Source organism: Bacillus cereus group sp. MG4, assembly GCF_040460055.1.
GTDB classification, from domain to species: Bacteria; Bacillota; Bacilli; order Bacillales; family Bacillaceae_G; genus Bacillus_A; species Bacillus_A wiedmannii.
On sequence record NZ_JARVGZ010000001.1, the window covers coordinates 3,728,048 to 3,742,474 of the forward strand.

Here is a 14,427-nt window from a genome sequence, read left to right on the forward strand (position 1 = left end):
GGGTGAAGGATAAATGAAAAAGCGTGCATTAGTAAGTGTTTCAGATAAAACAGGAGTAGTAGAATTTGTTAAAGGTTTACTAGAACAAGGGATCGAAGTTATCTCAACAGGTGGTACGAAAAAATTACTAGAAGAAAATGGCTTACAAGTAATTGGTATTTCTGAAGTAACTGGGTTCCCGGAAATTATGGATGGCCGCGTAAAAACATTACATCCAAACATTCATGGTGGTCTATTAGCAGTTCGCGATAATGAAACGCATGTAGCGCAAATGAATGAGTTAGGTATGCAGCCAATTGATTTTGTTGTTGTTAACTTATACCCATTCAAAGAAACAATCGCTAAGCCTGATGTAACATTTGCTGATGCAATTGAAAATATTGATATCGGTGGTCCAACAATGATTCGCTCTGCTGCGAAAAATCATAAATTTGTATCGGTAATTGTAGATCCAGTAGATTACGATGTTGTATTAGCAGAACTGAAAGAGAACGGTGAAGTAAAAGAAGAAACGAAACGTAAATTAGCAGCGAAAGTATTCCGTCATACAGCGGCATATGATGCGTTAATCTCTAACTACTTAACAGAGCAAATGGGTGAAGAAAGCCCAGAAACATTAACAGTGACATTTGAGAAAAAACAAGATTTACGCTATGGAGAAAATCCACATCAAAAAGCAACATTCTATAAAGCACCATTCGCTGTAACTTCTTCTGTTGCATACGCAGAACAATTACACGGTAAAGAATTATCTTACAACAATATTAACGATGCAGATGCAGCACTTAGTATTGTAAAAGAATTTACAGAGCCAGCAGTAGTAGCAGTAAAACATATGAATCCATGTGGTGTTGGAGTGGGTACTGATATTCATGAAGCATACACACGCGCTTATGAAGCAGATCCAGTATCAATCTTTGGTGGAATTATTGCAGCAAATCGTGAAATTGATAAAGCTACAGCAGAAAAGTTACACGAAATTTTCTTAGAAATCATTATTGCACCTTCTTTCTCAAAAGAAGCTTTAGAAGTATTGCAAAGTAAGAAAAACTTACGTCTACTAACTGTAAATATTGAAAAAGCGACAAGTGCAAGCAAAAAACTAACTTCTGTACAAGGTGGTCTTCTCGTTCAAGAGGAAGATACGTTATCATTAGATGAAAGTACAATTTCAATTCCGACAAAACGTGAACCATCAGAGCAAGAGTGGAAGGATTTAAAACTAGCTTGGAAAGTTGTAAAACATGTGAAATCAAACGCAATTGTTTTAGCGAATGATAATATGACAGTTGGTGTAGGTGCGGGACAGATGAACCGTGTAGGTTCTGCAAAAATCGCAATTACACAAGCTGGCGAAAAAGCACAAGGTAGCGCACTTGCATCTGATGCTTTCTTCCCAATGCCAGATACAGTAGAAGAAGCAGCAAGAGCAGGGATTACAGCAATCATTCAACCAGGCGGATCAATCCGTGACGAAGATTCTATCAAAGTGGCGGATAAGTATGGGATTACGATGGTGTTCACTGGCGTACGTCATTTCAAACACTAGTAGAGGATGTTTAAAAGGTCCGGTCAAGATAACTGTCGCATATCGTCGTTGCATTGCCAGTGCGGTACTCATGTAGGAAAGCTACATTCCGTGTCCCCCTGTCAAATGCGCCTCGACTTGCTCGGTTCTCTTGATCCTCTCTTTTAAACTTTGATTGATATGGATGTTTAAAAGGTCCGGTCAAGATAACTGTCGCATATCGTCGTTGCATTGCCAGTGCGGTACTCATGTAGGAAAGCTACATTCCGTGTCCTCCTGTCAAATGCGCCTCGACTTGCTCGGTTCTCTTGATCCGCCCTTTTAAACTTTGATTGATATGAAAACAAACTAGGAGCAGAGCTTCTAGTTTGTACTTATTTAAGTATTGGGGGATGAAATATGAATGTTTTAGTAATTGGCCGCGGTGGGCGTGAGCATGCTTTAGCTTGGAAGTTTGCGCAATCTGAAAAGGTGGAAAAGGTATATGTAGCACCGGGTAATGAAGGTATGCGTGATGTTGCAATACCAGTTGATATTGATGAAAATGATTTTGACGCATTAGTTTTATTTGCTAAAGAGAATAAGGTTGAATTAACTTTCGTTGGACCAGAAATTCCGCTTATGAATGGAATTGTTGATCGCTTTAAAGAAGAGGGACTTCGTGTGTTTGGCCCAAATAAAGCGGCTGCTGTTATTGAAGGTAGTAAGGCTTTTACGAAAGAATTGATGAAAAAATATGATATTCCAACTGCGGCATATGAAACTTTTACAGACTATGAAGAAGCAGTACAGTATATTCAAAAAGTTGGTGCGCCAATCGTTATTAAAGCTGACGGCCTAGCTGCTGGTAAAGGTGTAACGGTAGCAATGACGCTTGAAGAGGCATTACAAGCTGTGAAAGAAATGCTACAAGATGTGAAGTTCGGCGAAGCGAGCAAGAAGGTCGTTATTGAAGAGTTTTTAGATGGACAAGAATTTTCATTAATGGCATTTGTAAATGGAACAACTGTGCATCCGATGGTAATTGCGCAAGATCATAAACGAGCTTTTGATGGTGATAAAGGTCCAAATACAGGCGGAATGGGTGCATATTCTCCAGTACCACAAATTCCGGAATCAGCAGTTCAAGAGGCGATAAAAACAGTATTACATCCAACTGCTAAAGCGATGATTGCAGAAAATCGATCGTTTACAGGGATTTTATATGCGGGACTTATTTTAACAAATGATGGCCCAAAGGTAATTGAATTTAATGCACGCTTTGGTGATCCTGAAACGGAAGTAGTATTACCTCGCTTAGAAAATGATTTAGTTGATGTATGTAACGCTGTATTAGATGAAAGTGAATTAACGTTACAGTGGTCAGAGGAAGCGGTAATTGGTGTTGTACTTGCTTCGAAAGGATATCCGGAAGCATATAAAAAAGGTGACATTATTAAAGGATTAGATGCACTGAAAGATGTAATTGTTTTCCATTCAGGTACAGCGATGAAGCACGGTGACTTTGTAACAAATGGTGGCCGTGTACTATTTGTTGCTTGCAAGGCGAATAGTTTACAAGAAGCGAAAGACAAAGTATATAAAGAAATCGGTAAAATTGAGAGTGATGGCCTATTTTACCGAAGTGATATAGGATATCGTGCAATTGGGCATGAGATGACGAGAAGCTAATATGTAAAAATCCCGCTGATTTCTCAGCGGGATTTTTTATGCGTCTTTATCTTTTTTCAATTTTCCTTTTTGCTTTGCCATTTCTCGAAGTAAATACTCGATGTGTGCATTGACGCTACGAAACTCATCATTCGCCCATTTTTCGATGACTGCGTGTAATTCAGGATCAATACGTAATGGAAAGCTTTTCTTTTTAGCCATAATGATTTACAACCTTTTAATATAGACTTCCTGTATTAATAACTGGTTGCGCACCTTTATCTGAAACGATGGCAACTAATAAGTTGTTCACCATATTTGCTTTACGCTCGTCATCTAATTCAAGTACGCCTTCCTCATCTAACATATGGATTGAATCCTTCGCCATCTTCACAGCACCTTCAACAATCTCTTTTCTAGCAGCTAATACTGCTTTTGCTTGTTGACGTTGTAGCATTGCATGGGCAATTTCTGTTGCGTAAGCTAAATGTGTTAAACGAGTTTCTAATACTTCTACGCCAGCGATTTCAAGGCGTGCTTCTAACTCACGTTTTAATTCTTCAGAGATTTCTTCAGTGTTTCCGCGTAACGTGATGCAAGTTTCATCTTGGAAATTGTCATAAGGATATTTTGTTGCGACGTGGCGGATTGCTGTTTCACTTTGAATTTCTACAAATCGATCGTAATGTTCAACACCGAACATTGCTTTTGCAGAATCAACAACTTTATATACGATAACGGCTGCAATTTCAATTGGATTTCCCTCAACATCGTTGACTTTTAACTTCTTACTATTAAAGTTTTCAACGCGTAACGATACAGTTTGACGGAATGCGAATGGAATTGTTAAAAATAAACCGTTTTGACGAATTGTTCCTAAATAATTACCGAAAAACGTAATGACTTTTGCTTGGTTTGGTTGAACAATACCAATACCTGTAGCAAGAACTGCGGCTAAAATAATAGTTAATGCCGCTCCTATGAAAATTTCTTGTACAAGGAAAAATACACCGATAGCGGCTAAAATTAAAATCCCGATAATACCGAGAAAACCATTTACATAAAAAACTTGTTTTTCTTTCATATGATCGCCTCCTGATATATAAATGATATCACTTTTATATCATTTTATGCAAGGGCTTTACACCTAATTTTCTGAAATTAATGATTAAGTATCTCTTATGTATATTTTGAGGTTTGAAACGAGAATGTACGTTCTGTTTTATGGTAAAATAAAGAAGACTTAACCGCCCACTGCAGCAGCTAAGTCCCTTTGAGAGCATCTTGCATCGTGACAAATGATTCAAAGCGGTTTTGCCAGGATTATATCTTCAATCGCTGACTCAATCTCTTTGTCAGAAGTGTCATAACTTCCATTTGACTTTGGCTTGTCGTGATTGGAAGTTTGGTTCACTTCTTCTTTAGCATGTCCCTTTTCAGCGACATTCATGCTAGGCATTTTAAATGCCCCCATATTCATGTATTTTCCGAATTTCCACATTTCAACAACAGGGCAGAAACGAACAATTCCCTCTGCAATTTTCATTGCACCAATCCATAGCAAGACGTTAGACCAAGTGCACCACGGCTTGCGTACAAGTTTAGCGCTACTACAGCCGAAGAGGATAAGTCCGAGCGTAATTCGAATTAGGGCATTTATTGTACCGATGTTTTGCTTCATTAGAAAAACACTCCTTTTTATGAAAGTTGAAATAGATAATACTATTTCTCTTATTAGTATCCCTTGTGATTTTTCGGATATGTAATCCAACATTTGACGTTGAAAAAGATGTTGGAATGTGCGTGTGTGTAAGTAGCTTTTTTTGTTATAATGAAAGAATGCACAAAAGGAAATTCAAAGTTAAATCCTCTCGTTTGAAAAACTATGGAAGAGGGAATTCCAAACTTAATTCTCCGCTTTAAACAAATATTTAAGATGAAGTTAAAAAAATCCTGATGAAAATAAACTGTTATTTTGAACAGAAATATATATAACTAGAGAAAAGAAAGGGTGTTTTCATGTACGATATTTCCGGGTGGAAACATGTATTTAAGCTTGATCCAAATAAGGAGTTAAGTGACGAACATTTAGAAATGATTTGTGAGTCTGGAACAGATGCTGTTATTGTAGGCGGAAGTGATGGAGTTACAATTGATAATGTATTACACATGCTAGTTAGCATTCGTAGATATGCAGTTCCTTGTGTGTTAGAGGTTTCTGATGTGGAAGCAATTACACCAGGATTTGATTTTTATTATATCCCAAGCGTTTTAAATAGCCGAAAGGTAGAATGGGTAACAGGTGTTCATCATGAGGCTTTGAAAGAATTTGGGGATATTATGGACTGGGACGAAATTTTCATGGAAGGGTATTGTGTTTTAAATCCGGAAGCGAAAGTAGCTCAGCTTACAGATGCGAAATGTGATGTAACAGAAGATGATGTAATTGCATACGCGCGTTTAGCAGACAAGCTATTACGTTTACCGATATTTTATTTAGAATATAGCGGTACGTATGGAGACGTTGAACTTGTTAAAAATGTAAAAGCAGAATTAAAACAAGCGAAGTTATATTATGGCGGCGGTATTTCTAATGCTGAACAAGCGAAGGAAATGGCACAATACGCTGATACAGTAGTTGTTGGAAATATTATTTATGATGATATAAAATCCGCGTTAAAAACAGTTAAAGCAGTAAAAGGAGAGTAGGTGCAGGCGTATATGAGTAAGACAGATAAGTTATTAAATGGTTTAAATCCGCAGCAACAAAAAGCAGTACAAACAACGAACGGACCACTTCTATTAATGGCAGGTGCAGGTAGTGGTAAAACACGTGTGTTAACACATCGTATTGCGTATTTACTTGGTGAAAAAGGTGTAGCGCCATGGAATGTACTAGCTATTACCTTTACAAATAAAGCGGCTCGTGAAATGCGCGAGCGTATTGATACACTTGTCGGACCAGAAGCAGAAGATATTTGGATTTCTACGTTCCACTCTATGTGTGTACGTATTTTACGACGTGATATCGATCGTATTGGTATTAATCGTAACTTTACAATCTTAGATTCAGGCGATCAGTTAACTGTAGTCAAAAAAATTATGAAAGAGCGCAATATTGATCCGAAGAAATTTGAGCCACGCTCTATTTTAGCTGGTATTAGTAATGCGAAAAATGAATTGTTATCTGCAGATAAATATGCGAAAAAAATTACAATCGCTGATCCATATGAAAAATTAACGAGCGATGTATATACAGAATATCAAAAACGTCTTCTGAAAAATAACTCATTAGACTTTGATGATTTAATTATGACAACGATTCAGCTATTTGAACGTGTTCCAGAAGTACTAGAGTTTTATCAGCGTAAGTTCCAATATATTCACGTGGATGAGTATCAAGATACGAATAAAGCACAGTACCTTCTTGTAAAACATTTAGCAGCACGTTTTAAAAATTTATGTGTTGTAGGTGACTCAGATCAGTCTATTTACCGCTGGCGCGGGGCTGACATTTCTAACATTTTGTCATTCGAAAAAGACTATGAGAATGCGCAAGTTATTCTGTTAGAACAAAACTATCGTTCGTCACAAAATATTTTAAATGCAGCAAATGCTGTTATTGAAAAAAATTCAAACCGTAAACCGAAAAAATTATGGACAGACAATCAAGTTGGAAGCAAAATCTCATATTACCGTGCTGCGACGGAAAAAGACGAAGCATATTTTGTTGCGAAAAAAATTCGTGACGATATTCAAATGGGAAAACGAAAATATACTGATTTTGCAGTGTTATATCGTACAAATGCCCAGTCTCGTATGGTCGAGGAGATTTTCCTGAAATCTAATATTCCTTACAAAATTGTCGGCGGTACGAAGTTCTACGATCGTAAAGAGATTAAAGATATTTTGGCGTATTTACGTTTAATTGGGAATCCAGATGATGAGATTAGTTTCGCACGTATTATTAACATGCCAAAGCGCGGAATTGGTGCGACTTCTATCGATAAAATTATTAATTACGGTGTACAAAATGGAATTTCATTGACTGCTGTATTCGATGAGATTGAGCATGTTGGAGTAAGTGCAAAAATTACAAAGGCAGTAAAAGAATTCGCAGGTTTATTACACAACTGGGTAAATATGCAAGAGTATTTATCTGTTACAGAATTGGTAGAAGAAGTTATTGAAAAAACAGGCTATCGCGATATGTTGAAAAACGAGCGTACTTTAGAAGCAGAAGGTCGTTTAGAGAACTTAGATGAGTTTTTATCTGTTACGCAAACATTTGAATCTCAAAGCGAAGATAAGAGTCTTGTTGCATTCTTAACAGACTTAGCGCTTGTTGCTGATATTGATCGTGTCGATGAAGATCCAACTGCTGGTGAGGAAGTTATTTTAATGACGATGCACTCAGCGAAAGGATTAGAATTCCCAGTTGTCTTTATTGTTGGTTTAGAGGAAGGAATATTCCCGCATACTCGTTCTCTAATGGAAGAAGATGAAATGCAGGAAGAGCGTCGCCTTGCTTATGTAGGTATTACTCGTGCAGAAGAAGAGTTATATTTATCTAACGCACAAATGCGTACTTTATTTGGTAGAACAAGTATGAACGCTGCCTCTCGATTTATTACAGAAATTCCGGCAGAGCTAGTAGAATCGTTAAATGAAACAGCGCCAAAGCGTGAAACTTCGTTTGGTGCAAAAGGAAGAACGACAAGTACAAGTAGAATGACAACTACAACCACAACACGCTCTCGTTCAGCTTTCGCGCGTCCTGCAGCTAAGACGACAGGTGGCGAGCAAATTGGCTGGGCAGTAGGCGATAAAGCTTCCCACCAAAAATGGGGAGTCGGTACAGTTGTCAGTGTAAAAGGTGAAGGTGATGCAAAAGAATTAGATATTGCGTTCCCAAGCCCGATTGGTGTTAAACGTTTGTTAGCAAAATTTGCACCTGTGACGAAACAATAGGAAAGGAATGAGGGTATGTCAAAAGAGATAGCAAAACAACGTATAGAAGAACTGCGTGATTTGTTAAATACATTTAACTATCAGTATCACGTATTAGACAATCCTTCTGTTTCTGATGCGGAGTATGACCGTAATATGCAGGAGCTTATAAAATTAGAAGCAGAGAATCCAGAGTTTATGAGTGAAGACTCCCCCTCCATTCGCGTTGGGGGGACGGTTCTTGATATATTTGAAAAAGTAACACATAAGTCACCGATGTTAAGTTTAGGAAATGCATTTAACGAAGGAGATTTACGTGATTTCGACCGACGAGTACGCCAAGGAATTGATGATGCGAATGTAAGATATATATGCGAATTAAAAATTGACGGACTTGCTGTTTCACTTCATTATGAAAAAGGACGCTTCATTCAAGGGGCAACGCGTGGTGATGGTGTAACAGGGGAAGATATTACCCAAAATTTAAAAACAATTAAAGCGATCCCGCTCCGTTTAAATGAAGAAGTAACGTTAGAAGCACGAGGCGAAGCTTATATGCCGAAGCGTTCATTCGTTAAGTTAAATGAAGAAAAAGAGCAAAATGGTGAAGATGTATTTGCGAATCCGCGTAATGCGGCAGCAGGTTCAATACGCCAACTTGATCCCAAAATTGCAGCGAAACGTAACTTATCTATGTTTGTGTACGGTCTTGCGAATGTAGAAGAAAAAACAATTCCATCACATAGTGAATCGCTTGATTTCTTAGGTGAACTTGGATTCAAAACAAATCCAAATCGTCGTACATGTGAAACAATCGAAGAAGTTATAGCTTATGTAGAAGAATGGCAAGAAAAACGTCCGCATCTTGATTACGAGATCGATGGAATCGTTATAAAAGTAGATGATGTTGCTCTTCAAGAAAGTTTAGGAACTACAGCAAAGAGTCCAAGATGGGCGATTGCTTATAAATTCCCGGCTGAAGAAGTTGTAACAAGATTAACAGGCATTGAATTAAGTGTTGGTCGCACAGGGGTTGTAACACCGACTGCAGAGCTAGAGGCAGTGCGAGTGGCTGGTACTATCGTTCGTCGTGCCTCTTTACATAACGAAGATTTAATTCGTGAAAAAGACATTCGAATTGGTGACTATGTTGTTGTGAAGAAGGCCGGAGATATTATTCCTGAAGTTGTGAACGTTATTTTTGATAAGCGTACTGGTGAGGAAGAAGAATATCATATGCCAACGCATTGCCCAGCATGTGAGAGTGAACTAGTTCGTTTAGAAGAAGAGGTAGCACTTCGCTGTATAAATCCAACCTGTCCGGCTCAAATTCGAGAAGGATTAATCCATTTCGTTTCAAGAAATGCAATGAATATTGATGGACTTGGAGAACGTGTCATTACACAACTCTTTGATGCTGATTATATTCGTACATTCGCTGATTTATATTCGTTGACGAAAGAGCAATTATTACAGCTAGAACGATTCGGTGAAAAATCAGCAACGAATTTAGTACAAGCAATTGAGAATTCTAAAGACAACTCATTAGAACGATTATTATTTGGTCTTGGTATTCGCCATGTTGGAGCGAAAGCAGCACGTACATTTGCAGAGCATTTTGAAACGATGGATGCGCTTGTGAAAGCAACGGAAGAAGAACTAAAAGCAATTAATGAAATTGGTGAAAAAATGGCTCAATCCGTCGTGACGTATTTTGATAATGAAGACGTATTAGAGCTATTACAACAATTTAAAGAGTATGGCGTGAATATGGCATACAAAGGCATAAAAATTGCTGATTTACAAAATGTTGAGTCGTACTTCGCAGGAAAAACTGTCGTTTTAACAGGGAAATTAGAAGTTATGGGACGTAGTGAAGCGAAGAAAAAGATTGAGGCATTAGGTGGAAAAGTAACAGGAAGTGTTAGTAAAAGTACGGATTTAGTTGTTGCAGGTGAAGCAGCAGGTTCGAAATTAGCACAAGCAGAGAAACATAATGTTGAGGTTTGGAATGAAGAGAGGTTCTTACAAGAGCTAAATAAGTAAGAGGTGCAAACTTACCATGAAAAAAATAGCATTAGCGGTATTAAGCCTTGGCCTACTCGTAAGTGGGTGTAGTGCAGGTGCCGATAAAGATGAAAAAGTGGTTGAGAAATCGGGGAAAGCAAAAGAGCAAGCAATCGTTCCGAAGTACGCTATTTCGGATGAATACTATAAGGCGACTATTCCATTTCAAGCAGGAGCTGCACGTGGTTTAGTTGTACAAGGAGTAAGTAATCGTCTTGATATAGATGAATTTGAAACAGGATTAATGCGTATTGCAAAAGAATCCTTTAGTACGAAAGATCATTTCTTTAAAGGTGGAAGTACTCTAGATACTCAAAATGTGCAGATGCTTGTTAAAAGAAAGCGTACAGATGCTGAACAAAAGGAACTAGAGGACAAATTAAAAAAAGATGCAGTTAAATTTCCAAACATTGGGTTAAACCCAGCGTTAGGTGGAGGATCTGAATCATTAGAGGAAAAGAATAAAAAAAATCCAATATATATTTCAAATATTTTAGAGCATGATTATTATGTGAAAAAAGGCGAATCAGATGAGCGCCAAGGCATTGTAATTGGTTTAGCGATGAACTCGGTTCATTATTACGAGGAAGAGCATGGTTATCCGCGTGAGGCTAAAATTGAGCAAGAAAAAATGGTAGCTGAAGGGAAAAAAATGGCGCAAGAAGTCTTGAAATTTATGCATCAAAAACAGCCTGAAACAAAAAACCTTCCGATAACATTTGCAATTTATCGTCAGGCTCCAAAGGCTTCACTCGTGCCAGGTAACTTTGTTTCTTATGCGAATGTTGAAAAAGGCAGTGAAACGGTTGAGGATTGGAAACAAATTAATGAGAAATATTATTTGTTCCCATCTGAACAAGCGAAAACAGATAATAAACGTGAAGATCTGGCGAGAGTATCGAACTTTAAATCAAAACTAAGCGATTATTTCCAAGGCGACTATACAGCTGTTATCGGTACTGGTATGTATAGAGATGATGAATTAAGAGAAATAAAGCTTGATATTCCTGTCCAGTTTAATGGGAAAGCAGAAATAATTGGTTTTACACAATATGTAGCTGGGCTTGTTATGGAATACTTCCCGAATTATATGAAAGTACAAGTAACGATTAAATCTGTAGAACGCCCAGAAGCGATTATTATACGTGAAGCAAAGCAAGATGAACCATTTGTGAAAATTTTAGATTAAATAGGAGGGCTGTTCCTTTATGGAACGGCTTTTTTTCTTGAGGAATTTTGTTATAATTTAAAATGTTATAAATAATGGGGGGTAAGGGGTAAAGCACATGGACGAATTAAGTTTTCAAGTCATTATTTTATTAATTGCATTCGGCTTTTTAGCAGCTTTTATTGATTCAGTTGTTGGCGGTGGAGGATTAATTTCGCTTCCAGCACTTATGTTTGTTGGTTTACCACCAGCTTCGGCAATTGCAACGAATAAATTAGCTGCAACGATGGGGACGTTTACGAGTGCAGTTTATTTTATTCGATCAGGAAAGGTCGATTTTAAAATTGTAGGAAAGTTAATCCCGTTAACTGTTATAGGAGCGGTCGCAGGCGCTTTAGTAGTAAAGTTTATTCCGCCAGATATTTTACGTCCGTTAGTGCTTGTGATGTTGGTGTTTATTGCCATTTATATTATTGCAAAAAAGGATTGGGGAAGTGTATCTACCTATAAGAAGATGACGAAAAGAAAAACATTAATATTTTTCTTTGTTATTTTAATGATAGGTTTTTACGATGGATTTTTTGGACCAGGGACAGGATCCTTTTTAATTTTTGCATTTTTATTAGTTGGTTTGGATTTTATTCAGGCGGCAGCATCTGGAAAACTTTTGAACTTTGTTAGTAATATCGTATCTTTAATTACTTTTTTATTTTTAGACGTAATTCATTTTGAATACGGTATTATTATGGGATTGTCGATGATTTTTGGCGCTTATTTTGGATCGAAGTTTGCAGTCCAAAAAGGTGTTGGATATGTAAGAACTTTATTTTTGTTAGTAACTATTTTATTGATTGGAAAAAACATTTTGGAATATACTCATATTTTGTAGAGTTATACGTATGTATAACTCTATTTTTTTATTATATTTTAAAAATTAATTAATTTTTAAAATATAAGTCTAGGAATATTTGAATAAATCTAAATTATCGTGTAGAATAATGTTGTAAAATGTAAACGTTTTTCTAAGGGGAGGCTAAAAAGAATGGTAGTAGCATACAAACATGAGCCATTTACAGATTTTTCAGTGGAGGCTAACAAATTAGCGTTTGAAGAAGGTTTAAAGAAAGTAGAATCTTATCTTGGACAAGACTATCCATTAATTATTGGGGGAGAAAAAATCACTACAGAAGACAAAATTGTTTCTGTAAACCCTGCAAATAAAGAGGAACTTGTTGGTCGCGTTTCAAAAGCAAGCCGTGAGTTAGCTGAAAAAGCAATGCAAGTAGCGGATGAAACATTCCAAACTTGGAGAAAATCAAAGCCAGAAATGCGTGCAGACATTTTATTCCGTGCTGCAGCAATCGTTCGTCGCAGAAAGCATGAATTCTCTGCTATTCTTGTAAAAGAAGCAGGTAAACCGTGGAATGAGGCAGATGCTGATACAGCAGAAGCAATCGACTTTATGGAATATTATGGTCGTCAAATGTTAAAATTAAAAGACGGAATTCCAGTAGAAAGCCGTCCAATTGAATATAATCGTTTCTCTTACATTCCATTAGGAGTAGGTGTTATCATTTCTCCTTGGAACTTCCCATTCGCAATTATGGCAGGTATGACAACAGCTGCTTTAGTTTCTGGTAACACAGTATTACTAAAACCAGCTAGTACAACTCCTGTAGTAGCAGCGAAATTCATGGAAGTATTAGAAGAAGCTGGCTTACCAGCTGGCGTAGTAAACTTCGTTCCAGGTAATGGTTCTGAAGTTGGTGACTACTTAGTAGATCACCCTCGTACACGTTTCGTGAGCTTCACTGGATCTCGTGATGTAGGTATCCGTATTTATGAGCGTGCAGCGAAAGTAAACCCAGGCCAAATTTGGTTAAAACGCGTTATCGCTGAAATGGGTGGTAAAGATACAATCGTTGTTGATAAAGAAGCAGATCTTGAATTAGCAGCTAAATCTATCGTAGCATCAGCATTCGGATTCTCAGGACAAAAATGTTCTGCATGTTCTCGTGCAGTAATCCATGAAGATGTATACGATCACGTATTAAATCGTGCTGTTGAATTAACGAAAGAATTAACAGTTGCTAATCCAGCTGTTTTAGGTACAAACATGGGTCCTGTTAATGACCAAGCTGCATTCGATAAAGTGATGAGCTATGTTGCAATTGGTAAAGAAGAAGGTAGAATCTTAACAGGTGGCGAAGGAGACGATTCTAAAGGCTGGTTCATCCAACCAACAATCGTTGCTGACGTTGCAGAAGATGCTCGCTTAATGAAAGAAGAAATCTTCGGACCAGTAGTAGCATTCTGTAAGGCAAAAGACTTTGATCATGCACTTGCAATTGCAAACAATACAGAATACGGTTTAACAGGTGCTGTTGTTACTAACAACCGTGACCATATTGAAAAAGCACGTGAAGAATTCCACGTGGGTAACTTATACTTCAACCGTGGATGTACTGGTGCAATCGTAGGTTACCAACCATTCGGTGGCTTTAACATGTCTGGTACAGACTCTAAAGCTGGTGGCCCTGACTACTTAGCGCTTCACATGCAAGCAAAAACTACTTCTGAAACTTTATAAGAAATAGTAGAAGAGATCTTCGCAGTCTGCGAAGATCTCTTTTTTTTGAAAAAATTTCTATATGTGGATTAAGATAGATATAAGTAGAAAAACTAATAAAGTAATAAGGTTTACTTCAGTAAATAAGGTATATTATATTTGTTGAATAGATTCTCTTTAAAGACAAGAAAAGTAGGTGAACAAAGTGGGAAAATATCAATTGGATTACAAAAGTCAGGTATCTGTGGCAAAGTTTCATGAAAAACAGACGCCTGCCAAATTTGATAAAAAGCAGCAAATTGAAAAATTGCGTGCGGAGTATTTGAAAAAGAAGCAAAAACAAACAGATAAATAATATGTTACGTTTTGATAGGAGAAACTAGTTCTAATTACCGTATATTACCATTTGGTAATTAGAACTAGCTAAATCCTATTAATATCGGGATAAACATGTAAATAGAAACAAAACAACGAGAAAAGTTGACTTATTAGTCA

At 37.3% G+C, this 14,427-nt stretch carries 12 protein-coding genes; 9 read left to right on the plus strand and 3 right to left on the minus strand.

Features of this window, described 5'->3' with window-relative positions:
- Positions 1-13 precede the first annotated feature (13 nt).
- Both purH and purD read left to right on the plus strand, forming a co-directional pair.
- Positions 14-1,549: a bifunctional phosphoribosylaminoimidazolecarboxamide formyltransferase/IMP cyclohydrolase gene (gene purH / locus QCI41_RS19665; protein WP_000745430.1), complete on the plus strand. Its 1,536-nt coding sequence runs from the start codon at positions 14-16 to the stop codon at positions 1,547-1,549.
- A gap of 378 nt (positions 1,550-1,927) precedes the next feature.
- On the plus strand, positions 1,928-3,199 hold the full coding sequence (gene purD / locus QCI41_RS19670) for a phosphoribosylamine--glycine ligase (RefSeq protein WP_088092960.1): 1,272 nt from the start codon (positions 1,928-1,930) through the stop codon (positions 3,197-3,199).
- A 36-nt stretch (positions 3,200-3,235) separates the two neighbouring features.
- On the opposite strand, the gene QCI41_RS19675 is transcribed toward purD, so the two are convergent.
- The 3 genes from QCI41_RS19675 to QCI41_RS19685 all read right to left on the minus strand — a co-directional run bounded on the left by QCI41_RS19675 (position 3,236) and on the right by QCI41_RS19685 (position 4,859).
- Positions 3,236-3,400 (minus strand): type II toxin-antitoxin system antitoxin, encoded by a 165-nt coding sequence (locus QCI41_RS19675; RefSeq protein ID WP_001085171.1) that lies wholly within the window; start codon positions 3,398-3,400, stop codon positions 3,236-3,238.
- 16 nt (positions 3,401-3,416) lie between these two features.
- Positions 3,417-4,262, minus strand: coding sequence for an SPFH domain-containing protein (locus QCI41_RS19680; RefSeq protein ID WP_000660687.1), 846 nt, complete (start codon positions 4,260-4,262; stop codon positions 3,417-3,419).
- 219 nt (positions 4,263-4,481) lie between these two features.
- A complete protein-coding gene (locus QCI41_RS19685) occupies positions 4,482-4,859 on the minus strand; it encodes a YgaP family membrane protein (protein WP_000812334.1) in 378 nt (125 codons plus the stop codon).
- A gap of 338 nt (positions 4,860-5,197) precedes the next feature.
- On the opposite strand from QCI41_RS19685, the gene pcrB reads away from it, so the two are divergent.
- From pcrB to QCI41_RS19720, 7 genes are all read left to right on the plus strand, one after another.
- Positions 5,198-5,887 carry a heptaprenylglyceryl phosphate synthase gene (gene pcrB / locus QCI41_RS19690; RefSeq protein WP_000272092.1) on the plus strand — a complete coding sequence of 230 codons (690 nt, stop codon included), beginning with the start codon at positions 5,198-5,200 and terminating at the stop codon, positions 5,885-5,887.
- 12 nt (positions 5,888-5,899) lie between these two features.
- Positions 5,900-8,149 (plus strand): DNA helicase PcrA, encoded by a 2,250-nt coding sequence (pcrA, locus tag QCI41_RS19695; protein WP_002108861.1) that lies wholly within the window; start codon positions 5,900-5,902, stop codon positions 8,147-8,149.
- A gap of 15 nt (positions 8,150-8,164) precedes the next feature.
- Positions 8,165-10,174, plus strand: coding sequence for an NAD-dependent DNA ligase LigA (gene ligA, locus QCI41_RS19700; protein WP_000031461.1), 2,010 nt, complete (start codon positions 8,165-8,167; stop codon positions 10,172-10,174).
- Between the two features lie 16 nt (positions 10,175-10,190).
- Complete coding sequence (locus QCI41_RS19705) at positions 10,191-11,384, plus strand: CamS family sex pheromone protein (protein ID WP_048542055.1); 1,194 nt, start codon at positions 10,191-10,193, stop codon at positions 11,382-11,384.
- 97 nt (positions 11,385-11,481) lie between these two features.
- Positions 11,482-12,252 carry a TSUP family transporter gene (locus tag QCI41_RS19710; RefSeq protein WP_048567196.1) on the plus strand — a complete coding sequence of 257 codons (771 nt, stop codon included), beginning with the start codon at positions 11,482-11,484 and terminating at the stop codon, positions 12,250-12,252.
- Positions 12,253-12,405: 153 nt separating this feature from the next.
- Positions 12,406-13,953: an L-glutamate gamma-semialdehyde dehydrogenase gene (pruA, locus tag QCI41_RS19715; protein WP_000259557.1), complete on the plus strand. Its 1,548-nt coding sequence runs from the start codon at positions 12,406-12,408 to the stop codon at positions 13,951-13,953.
- Between the two features lie 184 nt (positions 13,954-14,137).
- Entirely contained in the window at positions 14,138-14,287 is a 150-nt protein-coding gene (locus tag QCI41_RS19720; protein WP_000521654.1) for a hypothetical protein, read from the plus strand.
- The last annotated feature ends 140 nt before the right edge of the window (positions 14,288-14,427 follow it).

Excerpts from the sequence above, each read along its gene's own strand:
- purH (WP_000745430.1), top strand. The coding sequence starts at position 14 with ATGAAAAAGCGTGCATTAGTAAGTGTTTCAGATAAAACAGGAGTAGTA.
- purD (WP_088092960.1), top strand. The coding sequence starts at position 1,928 with ATGAATGTTTTAGTAATTGGCCGCGGTGGGCGTGAGCATGCTTTAGCT.
- QCI41_RS19675 (WP_001085171.1), bottom strand. The coding sequence starts at position 3,400 with ATGGCTAAAAAGAAAAGCTTTCCATTACGTATTGATCCTGAATTACAC.
- QCI41_RS19680 (WP_000660687.1), bottom strand. The coding sequence starts at position 4,262 with ATGAAAGAAAAACAAGTTTTTTATGTAAATGGTTTTCTCGGTATTATC.
- QCI41_RS19685 (WP_000812334.1), bottom strand. The coding sequence starts at position 4,859 with ATGAAGCAAAACATCGGTACAATAAATGCCCTAATTCGAATTACGCTC.
- pcrB (WP_000272092.1), top strand. The coding sequence starts at position 5,198 with ATGTACGATATTTCCGGGTGGAAACATGTATTTAAGCTTGATCCAAAT.
- pcrA (WP_002108861.1), top strand. The coding sequence starts at position 5,900 with ATGAGTAAGACAGATAAGTTATTAAATGGTTTAAATCCGCAGCAACAA.
- ligA (WP_000031461.1), top strand. The coding sequence starts at position 8,165 with ATGTCAAAAGAGATAGCAAAACAACGTATAGAAGAACTGCGTGATTTG.
- QCI41_RS19705 (WP_048542055.1), top strand. The coding sequence starts at position 10,191 with ATGAAAAAAATAGCATTAGCGGTATTAAGCCTTGGCCTACTCGTAAGT.
- QCI41_RS19710 (WP_048567196.1), top strand. The coding sequence starts at position 11,482 with ATGGACGAATTAAGTTTTCAAGTCATTATTTTATTAATTGCATTCGGC.
- pruA (WP_000259557.1), top strand. The coding sequence starts at position 12,406 with ATGGTAGTAGCATACAAACATGAGCCATTTACAGATTTTTCAGTGGAG.